Here is a 22,896-nt window from a genome sequence, read left to right as displayed (position 1 = left end):
GGAAACACGTCGCCCGCCGGCCGGAAAGCCGAATAATGCCTTTGACCCCGCCTGCCGCGCTCGATAGACGACAGTCATCGGCCGGGCAGGCGTGTTTTCCGTCACGCCCGCCGCCTGCACTGGTTTTCGACGGGAGGTCCCATGTCCGATCTTTTCGACGCGGCGCCGCGCACGGGCTCCATGCCGCTGGCCGCGGAAATGCGTCCGTCGACGCTGGATGACGTCATTGGTCAGCAGAAGGTGATAGGCGAGGGTACCATGCTGCGCCGGCGCATTGCGGCCGGACGGCTCGGCAGCATCATCCTCTACGGACCGCCGGGCCTGGGCAAGACATCCATCGCACGCGCCATCGGCAACATGCTCGGCAAGAACTTCCGCCCGCTGCATGCCGCGCACAACAATGTCGCCGATATCCGCAAGATCGCCGACGAGGCGCGCATGCGCCCGACCTTGCTTTTCGCGGATGAGGTGCATCGCTTCAGCGCCACGCAACAGGATCATCTGCTTGCGCTATGTGAGGAGGGCGTTGCAGACTTCATCGGTGCGACGACGGGCAATCCTTATCATACGCTGACACCCGCTCTCATCTCCCGCTCCACCATTCTCAAGCTGGAGCCGCTGACGATCGAGGAAATGGAAGAGGTCGTGCGGCGTGGCCTGCAACACCTCGCCGCAAACGGCGTCGCTGTCGATCTCCCGCCCGAACAACTACGTCGCATTGCCGGCCGGTCCGGCGGGGATGCACGCCGTGCGCTGACGGTTCTTGAAAGCCTGGCTGTCGGTCACGCGCCCGGCAAGCCCGTCGTCATTACCGAAGCGATGGTGGAGGAAGCCTATGCGGCTGCGCCGGTCAATCACGACCGCTCGGGCGATGCGCATTACGATGTGGTCTCGGCTTTCGTCAAATCGATGCGCGGCTCGGATCCCGACGCGACGCTCTACTGGCTTGCGCGGCTGATCCATGGCGGCGAAGATCCGCGCTATATTGCCCGCCGCATCATGATCCATGCCTCCGAGGATGTCGGGCTTGCGGACAACACCGCGTTGCAGACTGCGGTTGCGGCCCTCCATGCCGTGGAGAAGATCGGTTATCCCGAGGCGCAGATCGTGCTGGCCCATGCCGCCCTTCATGTCGCGCGGGCACCGAAATCCAACTCCGCCTGTCGGGGTATCTCGCTTGCGCTTGCGCATGTAGCGAACGAAGCGCCGTCGGCGGTGCCGATGCATCTGCGCGATACGCATTACAAGGGCGCGGCAGCACTCGGCCATGTCGGTTACGCCTTCCCGCATGATGACGGGCGCGGCTGGAGCGAGCAGGTCTATGCGCCGGATGTGCCCCGCGGCGCGCTTTACCAGAGCGATGCGCGCGATGCCGCGACCTTCGAGCGGCGTGCGGACGAACACTGGGAGCAGGTGACAGGGCGACCGACGCCCGGCCGGTTCGGCGCGAAGCGCTAGGACGGGGCGAGGCCTGCCCGCACGCGGTTCACGACCGTCCAGGCGAGCAGGACGCAGGCCATGGGCTGGATATGCCATGTCCAGTCCGGCAGGGTGCCGAAACCGGCCACAAGCGCGCCGAGCGCGCCGAAAAGCAGCGCCCTGTCGCTCTTGCCCATCGGTCCCTCGTAGCTGCGGCCCTTGCCGTGCGCGACGCCCAAAACGCCCGTGAATTCCGTGAGCGTCGCCAGGAACACGATGGCCGTCAGCCACGGCAGCGAGAAGGGTGCGACCAGCGCAAAGGGCAGGTAAAGCGCGGCGTCGGAAACGACGTCGGTGATCTCGTTGAGATAGCCGCCGAGCGCGCTCTTCTGGTCGTGCTCGCGCGCCAGCATGCCGTCAACGGCGTTCAGCGCCATGCGTAGGAACATCCAGAGCGGCACCAGCGCGAAGAGCGCGGGTTGGGGATTGGCCAAGAGAAGTGCACCGATTCCGACCGAGACGATGGCCGCGAAAAGCGTGACCTGATTGGCGGTGACGCCGCGCTCCGCAAGACGCCCGACCAGTGGCCGCAGCAGGTTCTGGAAGGACGATTTCAGTTTATAGATCGACATAAGGGCTTGAATCCGCTTCGCTCGATTCAACAAATGCAGGTGCGGCGGTATGAAATCAACTGCAAACAGGCGGTCTCATCCGTATAGGATGTGTGTTCATACGCGAAACGAGGACAGGCATGATCGAATCGACGTTTACCAGCCACGACGGAATAGAGCTTTTCTACCGTTACTGGCCGGCCCGCTCCGGCACGCCGAAGGGGGCGATCGTCCTTCTGCACCGCGGCCACGAACATGGCGGCCGGATGGCGCATATTGTCGATGAACTGGGCCTGGACGATTTCGCCTTTTACGCCTGGGATGCGCGCGGCCACGGCCGCTCACCCGGCGAACGCGGCTTTTCGCCGTCGTTTGCCCATTCGGTGCGCGACCTTGATTGCTTCGTCCGGCACATTATGGAGACCGGCGGTTTTGCAATCGGCGATATCGCCGTCGTCGCCCAGAGCGTCGGGGCCGTGCTGGCCGCGACCTGGGTGCATGACTATGCGCCGGATATCCGTGCGCTCGTGCTGGCCGCGCCGGCCTTCGACGTCAAGCTCTACGTTCCCTTCGCGAAGGAGGGCATTGCGCTCTGGCAGAAGCTAAAGGGTACCTTCTTCGTCAATTCCTACGTCAAGGCGCGCTTCCTGACACATGACCGCGCGCGCATTGCCTCGTTCGAGGCCGACCCGCTGATCACGCGCCCTATCGCGTCCAACATCCTGCTGGAGCTTTATGAGGCTGCCGACCGTGTGGTGGCGGATGCCCGCGCCATCACGGTACCGACGCAAGTCCTGATCTCCGGCAGCGACTTCGTCGTTCGTCACGCGCCGCAACATCGTTTCTTCGAAAACCTCGGTGCCACGAGCAAGGAACGCCACGTGTTGCCCGGTTTCTATCATGACACATTGGGCGAGCGGGATCGGGCCAAGGCGCTGGAGAAGGTGCGCACTTTCCTCCTCGCCCGCTTTGCCGAACCGCCCGTCGTGGCCGATGTGCGGGGCGCCCATCTTTCCGGCTACACCCGTGACGAGGCCGACCGGCTGGCGACGCCCCTGCCGCTGCTGTCGCTGCGCGGCCTCTATTGGGCGCTCACGCGCGCCTCGATCCGCCTGGGCGGCTTGTTCTCCAAGGGGCTCGCGACCGGCGGCCGTACCGGCTTCGATTCCGGCTCCACGCTTGATTACGTCTATGAGGACGAGGCACGCGGGCTCGGTCCGGGCGGACGTTTCATCGACCGGCAGTTCCTCGATGCCATCGGCTGGCGCGGTATCCGCCAGAGAAAGGTGCATCTTGAGGAAGTGATCGGCAAGGCGCTCAAGCGTCTCGATGCCGAAGGAAAACCGTTGCGCGTTCTCGACATCGCCGCCGGCCATGGGCGGTATGTGCTCGACGCCGTCGCCGCATCCGAGGTGAAGCCGGAAAGCATCCGCTTGCAGGATTATTCGCCGATCAACGTAGAAAAAGGCACGGCGCTGATCGCGGCGCGGGGCCTTGGAGACAGCGCGGCATTCCATCGGGCGGATGCCTTCGATACACAAGGCCTTGCGTCCATCGAGCCGAAGCCGACGCTTGCCATCGTTTCCGGCCTCTACGAGCTCTTCCCGGACAATGCCATGATCGAGGCCTCGCTTGCCGGCTTGGGCCGTGCGCTGGAGCCGGGATCGCTGCTCGTTTATACTGGCCAGCCTTGGCATCCGCAGCTGGAGATGATTGCCCGGGCGCTGACCTCCCATCGAGGCGGCGAGGCCTGGATCATGCGCCGTCGCACGCAGCAGGAGATGGACCAACTCGTGGCCGCGGCGGGCTTCCGCAAGATCGAGCAGCGCATCGACAAGTGGGGCATCTTCACCGTCTCACTGGCCGAACGCATCTGAGGCCATCATGGGGGAGGGGGTCGCATCCATGCCCGGGAGCCAGCGCCGCGCCGTGTTGCGCGCGGCGGCGCTTTGGCTGCTTTTCCTGGCGCCATTCTTCTACCTGACCTACGGCACGGCGAACTGGCTGGCCTCACTGCGATCCGATGTGCCGAACGTCGCGTTCGGCTGGGAACGTCACATCCCCTTCCTCGCCTGGACGATCGTGCCCTACTGGTCGATCAATGCCTTCTATGCCATCTCGCTGTTCGTGAACGACACGCCGGAGGCGGTCGGCCGGCTGGCTCGGCGCTATCTGACGGCACAGGTCGTAGCCATCGCCTGTTTCGTCGCGTTTCCGCTCCAGGCTATCTTCGTGCGACCGCCGACGGAGGGGCTGCCGGGTTTCATGTTTGATGTGCTCGGTGGTTTCGATAAGCCGTTCAACCAGGCGCCGTCGCTGCATATCGCGCTTCTGGTGATCATCTGGGATCACTGGCGCGGTCGCTTTGCCGGCGCAGCCAGAATGATCTGGCATCTCTGGAGCGCTCTAATCGGAATCTCCGTGCTGACGACATGGCAGCATCATGTTTTGGACATTCCAGCCGGCGCGCTTCTCGGGTTTTTTGCGCTCTGGCTTTTTCCTTCGAGCGGAAAGTCGCCGCTTTCCGGCTTCCGGTGGGCCGTGGAGGCAAAGGCGCGGCGGCTTGCCACCTTCTACGCAGCCGCAGCGGCGATCCTGCTCATTCTGGCGATCCTCACGACGCACAGTTACGGCGCCGGGCTGTTGTTGCTCTGGCCGGCGCTGGCGCTTGCCATCGTGGCTCTCGGTTATGCGGGGGCGGGCGAGGCGGTTTTCCAGAAGGCTACCGACGGCCGTGTCAGCCTGGCGAGCCGCTGGCTGCTCATGCCTTACCGGTTCGGCGCGTGGCTCAACATGCTCTGGTGGACGCGCCGGCTTCCGGCGACGGTGAAAATCGGTGATGGTGTGCTGCTCGGGCGGTTTCCCGAACGAAAGACGCTTTCGACGATCGCGACGGTGATCGACATGACGGCAGAGCTGCCGGGTCTCGTGGTGCCGGGGCTTGCCTGGCGCGCATTCCCGTCCCTCGATCTCCTGTCGTTGTCTGCCGGCCGCATCCGTGAAGCCACGCTTTCCGTGGAGGAGGCCCGCCGTCACGGCCCCGTCCTCATCTGCTGCGCGCTGGGTTTCCAGCGCAGTGCGGTGGTTGCTGCCTGCGTTCTGGTTCGCATGGGGTATGCGGCAAGTGCGGCTATTGCGGTGGCGCAGATCAGGGCCGCCGGCCGGCCGGTTCATCTGCCGGTCGAGGCCTATGCTGTGATCGATGAGGCAGCGCGATGACGGACTGGCGGATGCGTATGACGAAAGCAGCGCTGAGCTTCAGGCGCAACGGACTTGCGGGCGGAGCGCTTGCGGTGCTGATCCTCGCGGTCGCTCCGCCGACCGCCGGCGCCCATGGTTTTACCGCGCCGCTCGGCTGGTGGCTGTTGCTCGCCTTCTGTCTCGCGCCGCTCGGGCTGTCGGCTCACCTTCTGTTCGATGCCGGGCTATTCAGGCTGGCTGCCTCCCATAAGAGGGAAGATGCCGCGCTATCGGCCATCGACGACGTACTGGAGCGCATGGGCCTTCGCAAGCGCAACGGCCAGCCCGCTCCCCTTGCCACCAGACTTGCGGGATGCCGGCGGCTGGTCTGGATGCAGCGCATTCTTCTGGCCTTCGCGCTTTCCCTTTTTGCCATCCTGCTGCTCGACGGTATCGAGGGGGGCGGGGCATGAGCGGGGCGAGCCTCCTCCAGAGAGCGTCAGCCGCTGTGCTCGCTGTGCTCGCCCGCGCCGTGACCGGTGTGCGCCCGATCTGGGCGGGCACGTCGCCGAACGGGCCGCTGCGCATCTACTTCGCCAATCACGCCAGCCACGGCGATTTCATTCTGGTTTGCACCTGCCTTCATCCGGCCGAGCGTGGTCGCACAGCGGCGGTCGCCGGCGCGGATTACTGGAATGCCGGTCCCGTCAGGCGTTTCATCGCCGGCAGGCTGCTGCGCACCGTGCTGGTAGAACGCAACTGGGTCGAGCGCCGAGTGGATCCTATGGAGGTGATGCTCGCGGCACTCGATGCGGGCGAGAGCCTGATCTTCTTTCCAGAAGGCACGCGCAACATGACGGAGGAGCCGCTGCTGCGCTTCCGCTCTGGCCTCTACAATCTCGCGGCCGCACGTCCCGAGGTGGAACTCGTGCCGTGCTGGATCGAGAACATGTCCCGTGTACTGCCGAAGGGAGCGTTCCTGCCCATCCCGCTGCTCTGCCGCGTCGTGTTCGGCGCGCCGCTTAAGCTGGAAAATGGCGAGGACCGCAAAGTCTTTCTTGACCGCGCCCGAGTGGCGCTTCTCGCGCTTGCGCCGCGAAAGGATGGAACCCCGCAATGAGCGACGATACCACTTGTCTTTTTCTCGGGCTTGTCGCGGTGCTGTCGGTGGCGAGCCTTGTCGCGGCCATCCTCTCCTGGCGCAGTCCCAAGCCTTTGCCTTCCACGCTCGACAACCTGAACGCCCGCATCAAGGCGTGGTGGATCATGGTTGCAGGCATTTCGGTGGCCTTCGTCTTCGGCAAAGGCGGCGTGATCCTGCTTTTCGCCTTCGTCTCCTTCGCGGCGCTGCGGGAATATGTGACGCTCACCAATACCCGCCGCGCAGACCGCTGGACGCTGCTTGGCATGTTCCTGATCGTCATTCCGGTACAATACTATCTGATCTGGATCGACTGGTACGGGCTCTACTCGATCTTCATTCCCGTCTACTGCTTTCTCGCCATGCCGGCGCTGACGGCGCTGCGCGGCGATACCTCCCGCTTTCTTGAGCGGGTTAGCGAGCAACAATGGGGTATCATGCTTTCGGTCTATTGCCTGAGCCATGTGCCGGCGCTCGTGACGCTGCCCATTCCCGGCAATGAAGGGCGAGGACTGCTTCTGATTGCCTTCCTGATCGCCACCGTGCAGGGCAGCGATGTGCTGCAATATATCTTCGGCAAGCTGTTCGGCCGGCACAAGGTGGCGCCCGCCATTTCTCCATCCAAGACCTGGGAAGGCCTCATCGGCGGCATCGCCAGCGCATCGCTGATGGGGGCGGGGCTTTATTGGCTGACGCCATTCTCGCCGCTCGAAGCCGGGGTTTTGGCGGCGCTCGCCTGCATTATGGGCTTCTTCGGCGGCCTCGTCGCCTCTGCCATCAAGCGCGATCGCGGGGTGAAGGACTGGGGCCACATGATCGAAGGCCATGGCGGAATGCTCGACCGTGCCGACAGCCTGGTCTTTGCCGCTCCCGTTTTCTTCCACATTGTTCGTTACGCCTGGACCTGACGGCGGGTCGCTCCTGAAACCCGCCGTCGTCGTCGGTCAGAGCGCCTGCAAGACGCCGCGCAGGGCGTCGAGCAGCATGTCCGCATTTTGGCGCGAGAAGACGAGCGGCGGGCGGATTTTCAGGACGTTGGCGCGCGGGCCGGAGGCGCTGATGAGCACGCGGCGCTCCCGCAGCCCGTTGACGATGCGGGCCGTGAGCGCGGCATCCGCGCTCTTTGCCGCGGGGTCTGCGACGATCTCAACGCCAATAAACAGGCCGGAGCCGCGCACGTCGCCGACGGCATGGTAACGGTCCGACAGGCTCTTGAGACCATCCATCATGTAGCGGCCGACATCCAGCGCATTCTGCTGAAGGCCTTCTTCGTGGATGACCTCTAATACGGCCTTGCCGGCAGCAGCGGCGATCGGGTTTCCGCCGAACGTGTTGAAATAACGAGCCTGTGGTCCGAACTCGGCGATCACTTCCGGTCGAAGCACGATGCCGGCCATAGGATAGCCATTGCCCATCGGCTTGCCGATCGTCACCATGTCGGGCGCGACACCATGGCGCTCAAAACCCCACATGGTTTCGCCCGTGCGTCCGAAGCCGGGCTGCACTTCGTCTGCGACGAACAGGCCGCCCGCCTCGTGGATGGCGTCCACCGCAGGCTTCAGGAAGCCCTTCGGCCCCTCGAAGATGCCGTCGCTCGAAAAGATCGTGTCGGTGATCAGCATGGCCGGCTTGATGCCGTGTCGCTTCAGGTCCGCGATGGCGGCGCGAACGTCGCGGCCGAATTTTTCCATCATTTCTCCGGGCGTGTTGCGATAGCTATCCGGCGCGGGAACGGTGCGCACATGCGGCCCGAGCGTGACGGATTCGCCGAGCGACGGCGAGAATTCCGCGACCGCGCTTGTCAGACCGTGATAGGCGAGTTCCGTCGCGATGATGCCTGTCCCGCCTGTGACGAAGCGTGCGATGCGCACAGCAAGATCGTTGGCCTCGCTGCCCGTGCAGGTGAACATGGCCTGGCTGAGCGCGTCGGGAAACGTTGCCGTCAGCTTCTCGGCATAGTCGATGATCCCTTCATGCAGGTAGCGCGTGTGGGTGTTGAGCACGGCCGTCTGACGGGTGATAGCCTCGACCACGCGCGGATGGCAGTGGCCGACCGAGGCAACGTTGTTATAGGCATCGAGATACCGCTCGCCGGAGGTGTCGTAGAGAAAGACGCCTTCGCCGCGCACAAGATGCAGCGGCTTTTCATAGAACAGGCGATAGGCAGGACCGAGTACCTTTTCCCTACGGGCGATCAGCGCCCGCTCGGCTTCGTCGAGCCTCTCGAAATCCGCACGCGAAAATGCATTCACCATCGACATGATCAGGCCTCGGAAAGATTGGGCACGAGCCATGCGAGCCCGGCCGGGTTGAGATCGGAAATGTTCTGCAGGCCCCTAAGGGCGACGGGGTGGTTACGCATGATGTAATCCCGATTTTCCGGGAAGAGCGCCGAGCGCCATTCGGCAATGATGATGGACATGGCCAATCGGCAGCGCAGCAAGAGCGGCAGAAGCTTGATCTCCGCCTTCTCCAGCGGTCGCGCCGACAGGAAACCTTCAAGGAAGCCGCTGGCGCGCGCCGCCCAGTTCTCCGTCGCCAGATGATAGGATAGGCCGACCGCGAGATCGTTGATAAGCGGTGCATGCACCATGTCGCCGAAATCGATGATGCCGGCCACCACGTCTGGCGCGGCCGGATCGAGCAAGATGTTGTGTGGGTTGAAATCGTTGTGGATGATCTGGCGCCGCCTGAGGGCTGCGATGGACGGCAGCGCGCGTTCAAATTCCGCCAGAACGGCTTCCACCCGGGCGCGGCGCTCCGGGGCGACGTGTCCGACAACGGCGGCAAGATCGAGCATGTGGGAAATGTCCCACATCAGCTTTCCCTCCGGCGGGCGGCCCTGATAATCCTCAAGCCCACGGCCGAGTTCGGCGAGCGCACGGCCGACATTGCGGCTCTGCGACGGCGTTGCCGGCGTGCGATATTGCAGTTCGCCGGGCAGGAAGGAGAGCAGCCGCATGATGCGCGGCCCGTCGGGGCTCGCGAGCGTGTGGCTCTGCTCGCCAGCCTGGGTGCGGATCAGTCTTGGAACCGGTACGCAAGGGGCGGCCCTTTCGAGGTGCAGCAGCGCGCCATCCTGGAATTCCAGCGCCGCAGGATCCTCCGCAGCGTTGGCGATTTTCAGGATAAATGCCGTGCCGTCCGTTCGCTTGAAGAGAAAGGTCTCGTCCCGCTCGCTCGAAAGACGCTTGGCCTCGCCTTTGAGCCCATACACCGCGGCGACCGCTGCCGCGGCCTCCGGCAAGGCCGTCACCGTCAGGGTCGCGGACATCGAATCTTTTCTGGGACTGGCGAGCGGTGGCTCGGTCATGCTGGCTCCGTTGGCGCGCTCTGTTCGGCGTATCGTTCTGCCGCAGATAAAGGGCATGCGGGATTTCCGAAGGTTTTCGCAAGAGGAACGACCCTTGGTACGACCCCATACTTGAAACACGTCAAAAAAGATGCATCAAGTATGTTATTGCGCAATTTTATGGGCCGGTCCATGGCGGAATTCACCACACTGGAACATGAGAACCTCAACAGCGTCGTTTATGGCGCTCTGTGCGACGCGTTGATGCAGGGACGGTTCCAACCGGGCGACCGGCTCAAGATCCGCGACCTTGCCGAGCAGTTCGGCACCAGCGTCACGCCGATCCGTGATGCGATTCTGCGTCTGGCCAATGATGAGGCGATCACCTTCCGCTCGCCGCGCGATATCCGCGTCGCCGGCCTCAGTGAAAACCGCTACCGCGAAATACGCGCCATCCGCGTGCGTCTGGAAGGGCTTGCCGCGGAGACCGCAGCACAGGTCGCGACGAGCGCGGATATCCAGGCGTTGGAACAAATTCTCATGGAAAATGAAGCGGCTATCGCCGATGGCGATCGCTTGCGGGGCACGCAGCTCAATCAGGCTTTCCACTTCAGACTGCCGCAGATCGCCGGCCTTCCCGTGCTGACAACGATCCTGCGACGCCTGTGGCTACAGATGGGACCGCATATTTCCGATGCCTACCTTGCCGGCGGACGGGCGATGATCGATTATCACTATCCGGTCGTCGAGGCGCTGAAGCGGCACGACCCGGCCGCGGCGTCCATGGCAATCGTGGACGACATCCTTCTGGGCGGGAAGCCGATTCTCGAACGCATTGGAGCTGTCGCTCCCGGCGCAGAGCGTTCGGCCTGAACCCCGCCGAAAGGGACTTGCATTTCACCGACCGCGGATTACGATGTATCAAGCATCAACGGAGACTGCCGGATGACCGAAGAACGCCGCTACATGTTGCTGACGGGCGCAAGCCGCGGCATCGGGCACGCAACGGTCAAGCTGTTCCAGTCGAAAGGCTGGCGGATATTCACCGTTTCGCGCCAGCCGTTCTCCGAGGAGTGTGCCTGGCCTTCCGCACGTGAAAGCCACATTCAGGCCGACCTTGCCGACCTCAGCCAGATCGATCGTCTTGCCGCAACGGTGCGCGAGCGGCTGCCCAACGGCAGGCTGCATGCACTCGTCAATAATGCAGGCATCTCGCCGAAGGGGCCGAACAGAAGCCGTCTCGGGGTAATGGGCACGGATGCCGACGTGTGGACACAGGTCCTCAACGTCAATCTCGTCTCAACGGCGTTGATCGCACGCGCGCTGATGCCCGAGCTCGAAGCGGCCAAGGGGTCGATCGTCAACGTCACCTCGATCGCCGGCTCGCGCGTGCATCCCTTTGCCGGTGTCGCCTATGCGGCCTCCAAGGCCGGACTTGCCTCGCTGACGCGCGAAATGGCGCATGAATTCGGCAAGCGCGGCGTGCGGGCCAACGCGATCGCGCCAGGCGAGATCGAAACCTCGATCCTGTCACCCGGCACCGATGCACTGGTGGCTGCGGAAGTGCCCCTGGGACGGCTGGGCGAACCGCGCGAAGTCGCGGAAACCATCTATTTCCTGTGCACCGAGCAGTCCTCCTACATCAACGGCGCGGAAATCCACATCAATGGAGGGCAGCACGTCTGACGATAATTAAGCCGCGGCGGATTTCCGTTGACCGGCGATGATCGGAATGCATGAATCGGTCGACATGTCCCGGGGAAAGGACAGGCCGACTGGAGAGGCCATGATGCCGTGCCACGCCAAAAGGCGGGCGCGGAGCGGGTCGTAAGTCGCAACAGAGCCCGCACCGGCTCTTCCACAAAACAGAAAAGGGGAGTGCAATGAAGACTATCGTTAAATCCGGAATCCTGGTGGCCGCAGCCGTCGCCCTCTCCGCGAGCCTGGTTCTTCCGGCTGCTGCGCGGGACCTTACCGTCGTTTCATGGGGCGGCAACTATCAGGACGCGCAGCGCAACATCTATTTCAAGCCGTTCTCCGAGAAGATCGGAAAGCCGGTGCTCGACGAAGCGTGGGACGGCGGCATCGGCGTCATCCAGTCGAAGGTCAAGGCCGGCGCGCCGAACTGGGACGCCGTGCAGGTAGAAGCCGAGGAGCTCGCGCTCGGCTGTGCCGACGGCCTTTACGAGAAGATCGACTGGGACAAGATGGGCGGCAAGGACAAGTTCCTCGACAGTGCCGTCAACGATTGTGGCGTCGGCGCCATCGTCTGGTCCACGGCCATCGCCTATGACGGCGACAAGCTGGCCGAAGGGCCGAAGTCCTGGGCAGATTTCTGGAACGTCGAGAAGTTTCCGGGCAAGCGCTCGCTGCGCAAGGGCCCGAAATACACGCTTGAATTCGCGCTTTTGGCCGATGGCGTCTCCAAGGATGAGCTCTATGACGTCCTGTCTACCGAAGAAGGTGTCGAGCGCGCCTTCAAGAAGCTCGATGAGCTGAAGCCGAACATCGTATGGTGGGAATCCGGCGCGCAGCCGATCCAGTTCCTCGCATCCGGCGAAGTCGCGATGACGTCGGCCTATAACGGCCGCATCACCGGCATCAACCGTTCCGAAGGCAAGAACTTCAAGGTCGTCTTCCCGGGCAGCATCTACGCCGTCGACAGCTGGGTCGTTCTCAAGGACGCCGAGAACAAGGATGTGGCGCAGGACTTCATCGCCTTCGCGAGCCTGCCGGAAAATCAGGCCAAGCTGCCGGAATCCGTCGCCTACGGTCTGCCCAACAAGGAAGCCGCGGCGATGGTGCCCGCTGATCTTGCAAAGGATCTGCCCACCGATCCGGCAAACCTGCCGGAAGCCATCGCGCTTAACGTCGATTTCTGGATCGACAATGCAGAATCGCTGACGCAGCGGTTCAATGCCTGGCTGGCCCAATAAGGATATCCGCAGCGAAGGGCGTCCTCACGGGCGCCCTTCCTGACTGGCCGGATGCGTCGCGATCCTTCATGCCGCATCCTTCGCCGCTAGCGATGGAGCACTCCTTGGCCGAATTTATCAAATTCGATCGCATCACCAAATTCTATGGCCCGCTCTGTGTCGTCGAAAATCTCGATCTGAGCATTGCGAAGGGCGAGTTTGTCAGTCTCCTGGGGCCGTCCGGTTCCGGCAAGACGACGCTGCTCATGATGCTTGCCGGTTTCGAGCAGGCGACCTCAGGAAAAATCCTTCTCGATGGCGCGGCCATCAACGATGTGCCGACCCACAAGCGGGATATGGGTGTGGTTTTCCAGAGTTATGCGCTCTTCCCGCATATGACGGTTGGCGAAAACATCGCCTTTCCGCTCCAAATGCGCGGCATCGACAAAGCCGAGACCGCCGCGCGCGTCAAGCAGGCGCTGGATATGGTGCAGCTGTCTACGCTGGCCGATCGCCGTCCCTCGCAGCTTTCCGGTGGCCAGCAGCAACGCGTGGCGCTTGCCCGCGCGTTGGTCTTCGAGCCGCGTGTCGTGTTGATGGACGAGCCGCTCGGCGCGCTCGACAAGCAACTACGCGAGCAGATGCAGCTCGATATCCGCGAACTCCATCGCCGACTCGGATTGACCATCGTCTTTGTGACGCACGACCAGTCCGAGGCTCTGACCATGTCGGACCGCGTTGCGGTTTTCAACAAGGGCAAGATCGAGCAGATCGGCACGCCGCGCCAGGTCTACGACGAGCCGGCGACGCGCTTCGTTGCCGAATTCATCGGTGAGACCAATCTCGTCGAGGGAGTGGTGGAAGCGATCGAGGGGCGGGAGGCGACGGTGCGCCTGCCGAACGGCGCGCAGATCGTCTCTGCCGTGTCTGACGGTGTTGCGGCCGGCCAGGGGGTCTATCTTTCCATCCGCCCGGAACGCATCGATCTTGCCGAAGCCCGCGGTGCCGCCCGAAACGTGCTGGAGACAGAGGTGACGGACAGCGTCTATCAGGGGGATCACCTGCGTGTTCAGTTGCAGAACGAGGCATATCCGCTGATTGCCAAGCTCGGCCGTCGCTCGCGTGAATTCGCACCAGGCACCAAGGTCTTCGCCGCCTTTTCGGCGGGCGATTGCCGGGTTATCGCGCAATGAGTGGCCCGTCGTCCCGCATGGGGCGCTCCCTTCTGCTGCTCGCGCCGCTCTTTCTCTTCCTCATCGGCTTCTTCGTCTGGCCGCTGTTCAGCATGATGTCGCAGGCCGTCTCCGATCCGGCGGTCCTGCGGCTCCTGCCGCGCACAGCTGAAATCATGGGCGATTGGGATCGCGAATCCCCGCCGAGCATGCCGATGCAGACGGCGTTGATGGAAGATCTCAAGGCCGTCGACGATGATCAGGCACTCGGCGACATGGTGCGTCGCCTCAACAGCGCCCGCTCCGGTTTTCGCACATTGATGTCGAAGACGACGAGCGCGCTTGGCGATGCCGCCAGCCCGCCGCCCGATCTCGTTTCCATCGACAAGCGCTGGGAAAAACCGGAATTCTGGATCGCCATCGCCGACGCGCTGTCGCCGCTCACCGACCGCAACCTGCTCGCCGCCGTCGATCTCGGGCGCAATTCAGCCGGTGCCATAGAACATCTGCCTGCCGACCAGTCCGTCAATCGCGTTATCCTCGTGCGGACCTTCTGGATTGCGGCGCTTGTCACCTTCTTCTGTGCCTGTATCGGCTTTCCCTATGCGATCATCGCCGCCTCGCTGACCGGCTGGAAGCGCGATTTGATGCTGGCCGCCGTTCTCCTGCCGCTCTGGACCTCGCTTCTGGTGCGCACGGCCGCATGGTTCATCCTTTTGCAGGAGCAGGGGCTGATCAACGATTTCTTGCGCGCCATCGGCCTGATCGACGCGCCGCTGGCACTCATCTTCAACCGCACAGGCGTCATTATCGCCATGACGCATGTGCTGCTGCCCTTCATGGTGCTGCCGATATACTCGGTGCTTATCACCATCCCTAAGAACCTCATGCCGGCGGCGGCCTCGCTTGGCGCGCCGCCCATCCGGGCGTTCCTGCGCGTTCTCCTGCCGCTTAGCCTGCGCGGCGTCGCTTCAGGCGGGTTACTCGTCTTTATTTCGGCCATCGGGTACTACATCACGCCGGCGCTGATCGGCGGGCCGGGCGACCAGATGATCTCCTCGATCATCGCCTTCTACGCGACGGGTTCGGCGAACTGGGGCATGGCGGGCGCGCTCGGCATGGTGCTGCTGGTGGCGACGCTGTTGCTCTACAGCGTCTATGCCAGGCTTTCGTCGGACGAGCCAGGGAGGCGCTGACCATGCCTATGAAGATCGCAAAACTTACCTTCGCCCTGCTGACGATCCTGTTTCTCGTCGCACCGCTCATCGCCATCCTGCCGCTTGCATTCACGTCTAGCGTCATCCTCACCTATCCGATCCCGTCCTGGTCTCTGCGCTGGTTCGAGGAGTTGTTTTTTGCGGATGCCTGGCGCCGCGCGATCATCAACAGCCTGATCATCGGCACGGGCACGACGCTGCTCGCCACCGTGTTGGGCACCGCAGCGTCGCTCGGCCTTCGCAACCGGCTGTTCTTCTTCCGGGGCTCGATGCGCACGCTCTTCCTGCTGCCGATGGTCGTGCCGGCTGTGGTGCTGGGCGTGGGCATGCAGGTGCTGCTCGCACGCTTCGGCCTCATCAACAGCTATGCCGGCGTGATCATCGCCCACACGGTCGTCGCTATTCCCTTCGTGGTGGTGAGCGTGACGGGGGCGCTTGCCGGCATCGACGAACGCGTCGAGCTCGCCGCGCAAAGTCTTGGGGCGGCGCCCGTCACCGTCTTCCGGCGCGTGACACTGCCCTTGGCCATGCCGGGGGTTCTGTCCGGTGCCGTGCTTGCCTTCGCCACATCGCTGGACGAGGTGGTGCTGACACTCTTCGTCGCTGGCCCCAACCAGCGCACATTGGCACGTCAAATGTTCTCCAGTATTCGTGAGAATATCAGCCCGGCGATTGCCGCCGCGGCGTTCCTGTTCATCGCTGCGACGATCCTGATAGGCCTCGTCGTGGTGCTGTCGCGGTCTATGCTGGCGAGACGGATGAGACCGGCCGCTTCATGACGTCGGCAAGCACGGTGTAGATGCGTGGCTCCACCATGAGGGCCACGTTGAAGCGCATGAAGTTGCCGGCGCTCTGCGATACGCTGAACACGTTGCCCGGCGCCAGAACCACGCCCTGTGCAAGGGCTGCCTGCGCGACCTCACCGGAATCCAGTCCCTCCGGCAGCCGGCACCAGAGGTAGATACCGCCGCGTGGCATGAGCCACGGCTCGATGCCGACGCGGAACAGGCGGTCGGCCGTCTCGCGCCGGATGCGCACCAGCTTGCGGCGAACATCCTCCATGTGCTTGCGGTATCCGCCGCCCGCCAGCATATGGGTTATGATTTCGCTGGCGATTGGGCTCGGCCCACCGAAATTCGTCGCGATCTGCAGGTCGATCAGGCCCTCGACCCAATCCGGGCGGGCCGCGATATAGCCGCAACGCACCGCCGCCGACAGGGTTTTCGAGAAGCTGCCGATCCGAATTACCCGCTCAAGCCCGTCGAGCGCCGCGAGCCGGGTGGAGGGGTCCGGCTCGAAATCTGCGAAGATGTCGTCTTCGACAATGATCGTTTCGTTGGCCGCAGCGGCGTTCAGCACCCGGTGGGCAATCTGCGGGGAAAGGGTTGAGCCCGTCGGATTGTGGATCGTCGAATTGGTGATGTAGAGACGGGGTCGGTGCGCGGCCAACGTTGCCTCGAAGGCGGCAATGTCAGGCCCATGATGCGTGCGGGCGACGCCGATGACCTTGACCTGATGCGCCTTCAGCATCGCCTGGAAATTGAAATAGCAGGGGTCGTCCACCAGCACCGTGTCGCCGGGCCGCAGGAGGAAGCGGCAGATAAGATCAAGCGCCTGCGTCCCCGTGCTGGTCAGAAGCAGGTTGTCCCGAGCGGCTGGAATGCCATTCTCAGCAAGACGACCAAGCAACAGGCGGCGGAGGGCAGGGGAGCCGCGCGTGCTGCCGTAGTAGGCCAAAAGCGCGTCGTCGCTGCGCGCAAGGCTTCGGATCGCCCGCCGCAGGGCATCGTTGGGCATCCAGTCGGCCGGCAACCAGCCGCCGCCGGGCTTGAGCGTCGTATCGTCCGCATCGAGCGACTGTCGCGATACCCAGAACGGATCGACAGCGCGGGCTTTGGGCGTTTCGGCCTCGGCGAGCTTGAGGGGAGGAAGGGCGGCGCCAGTCACATAGAAACCCGATCCCTGTTGGGGTCGGATCAATCCTTCCGCTGCAAGTCTGTCATAGGCCTCCACGACGGTCGACGGGGAAACGCCCATGGTGGTGGCAAAATTACGGATCGAGGGCAGGCGATCTCCGGGGCCGAGCATGCGTCCGGCGATCCGCCCGCGAACGGCATTCATGACATGGGAGGTCCGTGTGCCTGTCGCTGTCGTTGTCATGTCAGGCCTTTGTATTGGTTATTGCATCAGTACAGTTTTTCATAATTGTACTGCACTGTTCCTGTCATTTCCAGTCTCCCCGCGCTTAACAGGACAGGAAAGGCAAGGTGCTATGAAAACATCGATGGAAGGCTGGGGCAGCGGGCTGACGGGCGTAGTCATCTTCAGTGGGTCGCTCCCCGCGACGCGCTTGGCAGTTGGAGATTTCTCACCGCTGTTTTTGACCTCCGCGCGGGCGGTGATCGCCGGGACGCTGGCGGCGATCTTTCTTCTCGCCTTGCGGCAAGCCAGGCCGCCGCGGGAAAATCTCCTGCCGCTCGCCGTCGTTGCACTTGGTGTTGTTGTCGGCTTTCCGCTTCTGACCGCGATTGCCCTGCAATATGTCACGGCCGCGCATTCCGCCGTCTTTATCGGGCTCCTGCCACTGGCGACCGCAATTTTCGGGGTGCTGCGCGGCGGCGAGCGGCCGAAGCCGCTCTTCTGGCTGTTCTCCTGCATCGGCAGCGCAACGGTGGTCGGCTTTGCGCTGACGGCCGGCGTGGAGATCTCGCTTGTCGGCGATTTGCTGATGGTCGCTGCAATCATCCTCTGCGGCCTCGGCTATGCAGAAGGGGCCAAGCTCTCGCGCGCCATCGGCGGATGGCAGGTCATCTGCTGGGCGCTCGTCCTGTCCCTGCCGCCGATGGCGATCATCGCGCTGCTATGGCTTCCGGATGCTTGGAGCGGCATAGCGCCTAGTGCCTGGGCAGGGCTGTTTTACGTTTCGGTTTTCAGCATGCTGGTCGGCTTCTTCTTCTGGTATCGCGGCTTGGCGAAGGGCGGTATCGCCGCTGTCGGCCAGTTGCAGCTGCTGCAACCCTTCTTCGGTCTTTTGATCGCCGCCGTCCTGCTTCACGAGAAGGTCAGCCCAGTCATGATTGTCACGACGCTCGCGGTCGTGCTCTGCGTCGCCGGCGCGCGGAAGTTCGCGCGCTGAAACGCAAACGAGGGGCGCGAGCCGCCCCTCGTCGCGCTTATCGTTTTTAGCCGCAACGTGCCGCAAGCGTCGTGCTGCCGATCTCCTGGCCGTTGACGGTGAAGACGGAGCCTGGCGACTGCGTAATGGAGCCGTTGACGCCAGTGCCGCTCCAATGCGGATCGGACTTGCAATCGCGTGGCGTGTTGCGAACGGTGATATCGCCCTTCAGGTCTCTCGCCGGTCCCATGAAGTAGAGGCCGGCATTCGCTGCCTTGTCGATAACCACGTTCTTGAAGTCGATATCGGCCACCGGCCCGCCGAGGAAGGCATAGTCGCTTCCGTAAATGAACATGCCGTAGGTGCCGGCATTCTTGATCGTGACATCTTCGAGCGAAATGCCCGAGACGGGATTGAAGAAGATGCCGGCATTCGTCGTGCCATCGGTCGTCAGGCCTTTGACCTTCACATTTGTCGTCACGGCATCTTCGGGAAGGGTGGACGCCGTCACCAGCATCAGGCCATTGATGCCGCCCTTCAGCGACATGTCAGTGATCGAGACGTTCGAGGTGCCCTGGAGCACGACGAGGTCCATATCGCGGCCTTGCTGTGTGTTGTCGATCGTCACTTTGTTCATGTCGACCTTGTCCGCTGCCACAAGCAGGATGCCCTCCCGCCGCGAGCGGGAAATGGACACGTTGTCGAAGGTAATGTTTCTGGCAAGGTCCGTCACGACAGGCGGCCAGTCGCTGTCATCGATAACGCTTCCGGCAAAAATGCCATAGGTCACGTTGTCGATGACAGTATCGCGAACGGTGAGGTTTGCGGTGCCATGCGCGCTGATCGCGGCATAAGGCGCGCGGTTCGGGTTGCCGACGGCGAACTCGCAAAGCGTATTGTTGTCGCAGATGTAAAGGTCGTGGATACGGGTGTTCTCGATGACGGCGCCGTTGACGCTTGCCAGCCTGATTCCGTCATGAGCGGTATTTGAAATGTCGACATTGTGGATCGTCAACATGCTCGTACCGGCGCTGCCAATTCCCGCAAGGCCGCCGATGATCTCCAGCGAGGAGACCATGCTGTTGGAGGCCATGGTCACGACGTCGCTGGCCGGGTCGTAACCGGTCAGCGTTGTATGAGCGCCGCTATTGGTGAAACTGCCCCGGCCGCCGCTCGACGCGCCGCGAAGGGCCAACGTCCCGCCTCCGCCAAGGAGAGTCTGACCGTTCGCCAGCATCAGGGAGCCGTTGAGGCCAATATCGCCATCGGCGAGAACAACCGCGCCGTCTCCCGCCCCCGCGAGGATGGCGTTGATGGTCGCGGCGTCGCCGCTCCCCGCAGAGATGTTGACGAGCCTGCCGGCCGTCTGGCCATTCAGGTCAAGAACCGCGTCTTCGATGTCGCCGGTCGCGCCGGCATGGGTCTTGATGGCCGAGGCTCGTCTAACGGCCTGTATTGCCGGGTCGAAGGGGTCGCCGGCCGCGCTGCCGGCTCCGCCAAATGGAATACGCAGCCGTGCCATGACCGCGCCGCCAAGCTTGTCCTGATTGTCGTAGGTGCCGGTCGCGCCGAAGGAGACAGTAGATCCGGACGGCAATCCGTTGATACCGGTAAAGGCGAGTTCCGCCCGCAACTTGGCCCCGAACATGTCGCTGACATTCTTGCCGCCATACCAGTAACTTCCGGCAAAGAATTTCAGCTGCGTATCGTCGTCAAGGCCCGGCATCTTGATGCCAGCCTCAACATCCAGGCCGGGGCGTGCCTGTTCGCGGCCGTCGCGGAAGCGAAGGGCACCGTTATCGACAACCGCCACACCTAAGCCGTCGACCGAATAGCCGTTTCCGAGTGGCAGGTAGACATTTGCGCGCGTTTCCAGCACTGCACCAATGGCCTCTGCGCCAAAGGACAGCTGATGGAAATCATTGCCGAGGCGCGAGTTCAGGTAGTCGTAGTAGCCGTAGATGCCAAGCGTCCAGTCGCTTGATGTCGCAAATCGATAACCGGCTCCAAGCGAGCCTTGTCCGACGCCACCGGATACTAGTGTGCCGCTGAGATCAACGAAGAATGTTTGCCCGGCGTCCAGCTGGAAGGGAAGCATGATGCCGAGGCCACCGGTCGACTCCCCACTTCCCAATCGCCCCTCGAATTCGGCAAGACCGCCAAAATCTGACGCATAGCCGTGCGAAAACCCCGTGGCCACCGCGAGGAGCGGCCCGGCTAACCCTCTCAAGATAAACATAAAAATCTCCAATTCGATTGTCCGATCGGCGGACAGTCGCGGCGATATGATACATGAATAAGAGAGTCAACTTTATATGCGGGAGAGCCCAGCTGCGCTTTGTTCGATAACGCAACTTCTACGATAGGCCGAATGTTTTTCTGGATGCGCGAACGCGCTTCAACTGCTGTAAACGCTTCGCCTGCGATTGATAGCGCCCATGCCAGCGGTTGAGCATGGCACTTGAAGGTGACAAAATGGCGCAATCAGGAAAGTCAGGGGAAGCGTCTTGGCGGGATGCGACGAGACTATGCCGGGCCGTTCGGCACATCGACACCGGGTCTGGTGATCCCTGCGTCGCTCTCGCACACTTCGACATGCCGGGCGAGTGCTTTCGTGTTGAGGATGGCGGCGATGGTGGTGATGTCGCGGCGCTCGAACTTCGGCATCTGCTGGACTGCTTTCAGTCTCTCCAGAAGGGCTAAGCGGGTCATGACAGCCTCCTTGCTATGCTTGATGTGTAGAGGGGTGCGCCCAAAGCGGGCTGCGGTCGGCCAGGTGTCCTTCCTGAGCGTTGAACAGTGCCGCCCGCCCGAGCCGGGCGCGGCGGCGTGATCGGCATGGCCGTCAGGCGGCCTTCTTGCCGGCGTCGAAGGGGATCTCGATGTCCACGGCCAGCGTGGAGACCTGCGCGCCGCGTTCCATCTTGATGCTGACCTTCTCGTCATCAACCTGCATGTGTTTGGAAATCGCCTTCAGGATTTCGTCGCGCAGCTTGTTGACGAGGTCGATGTCGCCGGTAGAGGCGCGTTCGTGGGCAAGCAGGACCTGCAGCCGTTCACGGGCTGCCGGCGCCGACTGGCCGCGGGAGAAGAAACCGAAAAGCTTCATGCCGCTTTCCTTCCGAAGATCTTGCCCAGGAAGCTGCGCTTCTCGCCAGGAATGGTGACCGGTAAATCCTCGCCCTTCAGGCGGCGCGTGGCTTCAAAATAGGCAAGCGCAGGCGCGCTGCGGCCGTCGGCCAGCGTCACGGGAGCGCCAACGTTCGACGCGCGCAGCACGTCCATGCTTTCCGGGATGATGCCGAGCAGCGGGATGGAGAGGATCTCCAGCACGTCGTCCACCTTCAGCATGTCGCCGCGCTCGGCGCGATTGGCGTCGTAACGGGTCAAAAGCAGGTGCTTTTCGATGCGCTCGCCGTTCTCCGCCTTCAGCGTCTTCGAATCGAGAAGGCCAATAATGCGGTCCGAGTCGCGGACCGAAGAGACTTCCGGGTTGGTCACGACGATAGCAATGTCCGCATGGCGCATGGCGAGCGTTGCACCGCGCTCGATGCCGGCGGGGCTATCGCAGATCACCCAGTCGAACGCGCTTTTCAGCGCGGCGATGACCTTCTCGACGCCCTCAGGCGTCAGGTTGTCCTTGTCGCGGGTCTGCGAGGCCGGCAGCAGATAGAGCGTCTCGACGCGCTTGTCGCGGATGAGCGCCTGCGTGAGCTTGGCTTCGCCCTGGATGACGTTGACGAGGTCGTATACGACGCGGCGTTCCGCCCCCATGACGAGATCGAGATTGCGCAGGCCGACGTCGAAATCGACGACCACGACCTTCTCGCCGTTCTGCGCCAGTGCGGCACCCAATGCGGCCGACGACGTCGTCTTGCCGACGCCGCCCTTACCCGATGTGACAACGATTACCTTGCCCATATACCTCTCCAGTCCATAGGAATTCGTGTTCAGCCGAGTATCGCGGCCTTGATTGTTTCGCCTTCGAGCCAGATCTGCCCGGCCTTGCCGCGCAATTCGGGTTCCATGTCTTCGGCGGTCTTGTAGAAGCCGTCGATTGCGATGAGTTCCGCTTCCAGCTTGCGGCAGAAGATGCGTGCCTCGGCATTGCCTGTGGAGCCCGCCATCGCCCGGCCGCGCAGTGCGCCGTAGACGTGGATCGAGCCGCCCGCCACGACTTCGGCGCCGGAACCGACCGAACCGACGATGGTCACGTCGCCCTCGGGAAAGAAGATCGACTGGCCGGATCGGACCGTGCGGGACACGATCAGGGATGGCGCCGCAGTAACCGGCTGTTGAGGAGCGGGGACCGGTGCCGCGCTCTCGACCGAATCGATCGCGTCCTTGTCCGCCGTCTCCGATTCGGCAGGCGCTTCGAAATCGGCAGCCGGGCGGCCGTCGGTCATCGCCGGCGGCATGTCGGGGCCAAGCTGGGAGGTACGCGCGCCTTCGATGCCCATCACCCGCACATTGCGGGACGACAATTGCTCGACGAGTTCGCGCAGTTCCTGACGGTCGATATCGAGGCCATCGATATCCAGAACGACCGGACGACGAAGGAAGAAGCCGGCCGAACGGGCCGCCAGATCGTCAAGGCGCACCAGCCAGTCCGCAACGGGCAGCTCCGGGGTCAGCGCAAGCGCAAGAAAGGACCGCCCCTTGAGGCGGATCGGCCGGGGTTGAGTTAACACGTCAGTCATCTTGGTTAATTTTCGGTAGCTTTGTGTAGCGGTGAAATGGTTAACAAATGGTTAATTTCAGGTCTGGCTGGCGCGAAGCATGACGCGCCACAATTCACCGGCGCGCGCAGCGCTAATGCCGCGCGAAAACGTCT

At 63.0% G+C, this 22,896-nt stretch carries 22 protein-coding genes; 13 read left to right on the top strand and 9 right to left on the bottom strand.

Annotated features, from left to right (window positions below):
- The first annotated feature begins 141 nt into the window (after positions 1–141).
- Complete coding sequence (locus MKI86_RS12710) at positions 142–1,458, top strand: replication-associated recombination protein A (protein ID WP_241601280.1); 1,317 nt, start codon at positions 142–144, stop codon at positions 1,456–1,458.
- Here MKI86_RS12710 and MKI86_RS12705 read toward each other — a convergent pair.
- Positions 1,455–2,051, bottom strand: a complete 597-nt coding sequence (locus tag MKI86_RS12705; protein WP_241601279.1) for a CDP-alcohol phosphatidyltransferase family protein — start codon at positions 2,049–2,051, stop codon at positions 1,455–1,457. The two genes, MKI86_RS12710 and MKI86_RS12705, sit on opposite strands and share 4 nt — an antisense overlap.
- A 119-nt stretch (positions 2,052–2,170) precedes the next feature.
- Here MKI86_RS12705 and MKI86_RS12700 point away from each other — a divergent pair, with 119 nt between their 5' ends.
- From MKI86_RS12700 to MKI86_RS12680, 5 genes are read left to right on the top strand one after another with little or no spacing between them, the layout of a single operon-like run.
- Complete coding sequence (locus MKI86_RS12700) at positions 2,171–3,907, top strand: bifunctional alpha/beta hydrolase/class I SAM-dependent methyltransferase (RefSeq protein WP_241601278.1); 1,737 nt, start codon at positions 2,171–2,173, stop codon at positions 3,905–3,907.
- Positions 3,908–3,914: 7 nt separating this feature from the next.
- Positions 3,915–5,249: a phosphatase PAP2/dual specificity phosphatase family protein gene (locus MKI86_RS12695; RefSeq protein WP_241601277.1), complete on the top strand. Its 1,335-nt coding sequence runs from the start codon at positions 3,915–3,917 to the stop codon at positions 5,247–5,249.
- A gap of 11 nt (positions 5,250–5,260) precedes the next feature.
- Entirely contained in the window at positions 5,261–5,683 is a 423-nt protein-coding gene (locus tag MKI86_RS12690; protein ID WP_241601276.1) for a hypothetical protein, read from the top strand.
- Positions 5,680–6,330 carry a lysophospholipid acyltransferase family protein gene (locus MKI86_RS12685; RefSeq protein ID WP_241601275.1) on the top strand — a complete coding sequence of 217 codons (651 nt, stop codon included), beginning with the start codon at positions 5,680–5,682 and terminating at the stop codon, positions 6,328–6,330. Before MKI86_RS12690 ends, MKI86_RS12685 begins: the two co-directional genes overlap by 4 nt.
- The gene (locus MKI86_RS12680; RefSeq protein ID WP_241601274.1) at positions 6,327–7,259 is read left to right on the top strand and encodes a phosphatidate cytidylyltransferase; all 933 of its coding nucleotides are present in this window, start codon (positions 6,327–6,329) and stop codon (positions 7,257–7,259) included. The genes MKI86_RS12685 and MKI86_RS12680 overlap by 4 nt, the downstream gene beginning before the upstream one ends.
- Positions 7,260–7,295: 36 nt before the next feature.
- Here MKI86_RS12680 and MKI86_RS12675 read toward each other — a convergent pair whose 3' ends face one another.
- Together MKI86_RS12675 and MKI86_RS12670 are read right to left on the bottom strand one after the other, a co-directional pair.
- Positions 7,296–8,612, bottom strand: coding sequence for an aspartate aminotransferase family protein (locus MKI86_RS12675; protein WP_241601273.1), 1,317 nt, complete (start codon positions 8,610–8,612; stop codon positions 7,296–7,298).
- Between the two features lie 2 nt (positions 8,613–8,614).
- Positions 8,615–9,625 carry a phosphotransferase gene (locus MKI86_RS12670; protein ID WP_241601272.1) on the bottom strand — a complete coding sequence of 337 codons (1,011 nt, stop codon included), beginning with the start codon at positions 9,623–9,625 and terminating at the stop codon, positions 8,615–8,617.
- A gap of 210 nt (positions 9,626–9,835) precedes the next feature.
- On the opposite strand from MKI86_RS12670, the gene MKI86_RS12665 reads away from it, so the two are divergent.
- From MKI86_RS12665 to MKI86_RS12640, 6 genes are all read left to right on the top strand, one after another.
- Complete coding sequence (locus tag MKI86_RS12665; protein ID WP_241601271.1) at positions 9,836–10,516, top strand: GntR family transcriptional regulator; 681 nt, start codon at positions 9,836–9,838, stop codon at positions 10,514–10,516.
- Positions 10,517–10,588: 72 nt separating this feature from the next.
- On the top strand, positions 10,589–11,329 hold the full coding sequence (locus tag MKI86_RS12660) for an SDR family NAD(P)-dependent oxidoreductase (protein ID WP_241601270.1): 741 nt from the start codon (positions 10,589–10,591) through the stop codon (positions 11,327–11,329).
- A gap of 197 nt (positions 11,330–11,526) precedes the next feature.
- A complete protein-coding gene (locus tag MKI86_RS12655) occupies positions 11,527–12,579 on the top strand; it encodes an ABC transporter substrate-binding protein (RefSeq protein ID WP_241601269.1) in 1,053 nt (350 codons plus the stop codon).
- Between the two features lie 92 nt (positions 12,580–12,671).
- The gene (locus tag MKI86_RS12650; RefSeq protein WP_370879974.1) at positions 12,672–13,751 is read left to right on the top strand and encodes an ABC transporter ATP-binding protein; all 1,080 of its coding nucleotides are present in this window, start codon (positions 12,672–12,674) and stop codon (positions 13,749–13,751) included.
- Positions 13,748–14,926 carry an ABC transporter permease gene (locus MKI86_RS12645; RefSeq protein ID WP_241601267.1) on the top strand — a complete coding sequence of 393 codons (1,179 nt, stop codon included), beginning with the start codon at positions 13,748–13,750 and terminating at the stop codon, positions 14,924–14,926. The genes MKI86_RS12650 and MKI86_RS12645 overlap by 4 nt, the downstream gene beginning before the upstream one ends.
- A 2-nt stretch (positions 14,927–14,928) precedes the next feature.
- Positions 14,929–15,726 (top strand): ABC transporter permease, encoded by a 798-nt coding sequence (locus MKI86_RS12640; RefSeq protein ID WP_241601266.1) that lies wholly within the window; start codon positions 14,929–14,931, stop codon positions 15,724–15,726.
- Here MKI86_RS12640 and MKI86_RS12635 read toward each other — a convergent pair.
- Positions 15,689–17,107, bottom strand: coding sequence for an aminotransferase-like domain-containing protein (locus MKI86_RS12635; RefSeq protein ID WP_241601265.1), 1,419 nt, complete (start codon positions 17,105–17,107; stop codon positions 15,689–15,691). The genes MKI86_RS12640 and MKI86_RS12635 overlap by 38 nt on opposite strands.
- Before the next feature lie 112 nt (positions 17,108–17,219).
- Between MKI86_RS12635 and MKI86_RS12630 the strand changes: the two genes are divergently transcribed.
- Positions 17,220–18,083: a DMT family transporter gene (locus MKI86_RS12630; RefSeq protein WP_241601264.1), complete on the top strand. Its 864-nt coding sequence runs from the start codon at positions 17,220–17,222 to the stop codon at positions 18,081–18,083.
- Between the two features lie 46 nt (positions 18,084–18,129).
- Here MKI86_RS12630 and MKI86_RS12625 read toward each other — a convergent pair whose 3' ends face one another.
- The 5 genes from MKI86_RS12625 to minC form a co-directional block, all read right to left on the bottom strand.
- Positions 18,130–20,301 carry a right-handed parallel beta-helix repeat-containing protein gene (locus MKI86_RS12625; protein WP_241601263.1) on the bottom strand — a complete coding sequence of 724 codons (2,172 nt, stop codon included), beginning with the start codon at positions 20,299–20,301 and terminating at the stop codon, positions 18,130–18,132.
- A 287-nt stretch (positions 20,302–20,588) separates the two neighbouring features.
- Positions 20,589–20,774 carry a hypothetical protein gene (locus MKI86_RS12620; protein WP_241601262.1) on the bottom strand — a complete coding sequence of 62 codons (186 nt, stop codon included), beginning with the start codon at positions 20,772–20,774 and terminating at the stop codon, positions 20,589–20,591.
- A 133-nt stretch (positions 20,775–20,907) separates the two neighbouring features.
- The gene (gene minE / locus MKI86_RS12615; RefSeq protein WP_241601261.1) at positions 20,908–21,171 is read right to left on the bottom strand and encodes a cell division topological specificity factor MinE; all 264 of its coding nucleotides are present in this window, start codon (positions 21,169–21,171) and stop codon (positions 20,908–20,910) included.
- Positions 21,168–21,983, bottom strand: coding sequence for a septum site-determining protein MinD (gene minD, locus MKI86_RS12610; RefSeq protein ID WP_241601260.1), 816 nt, complete (start codon positions 21,981–21,983; stop codon positions 21,168–21,170). Before minD ends, minE begins: the two co-directional genes overlap by 4 nt.
- A 29-nt stretch (positions 21,984–22,012) precedes the next feature.
- Entirely contained in the window at positions 22,013–22,762 is a 750-nt protein-coding gene (minC, locus tag MKI86_RS12605) for a septum site-determining protein MinC (RefSeq protein ID WP_241601259.1), read from the bottom strand.
- Positions 22,763–22,896: the final 134 nt, after the last annotated feature.

This window comes from Shinella sedimenti, assembly GCF_022601905.1.
Taxonomy (GTDB): Bacteria; Pseudomonadota; Alphaproteobacteria; order Rhizobiales; family Rhizobiaceae; genus Shinella; species Shinella sedimenti.
This window is presented reverse-complemented; position numbering and strand designations above follow the sequence as displayed.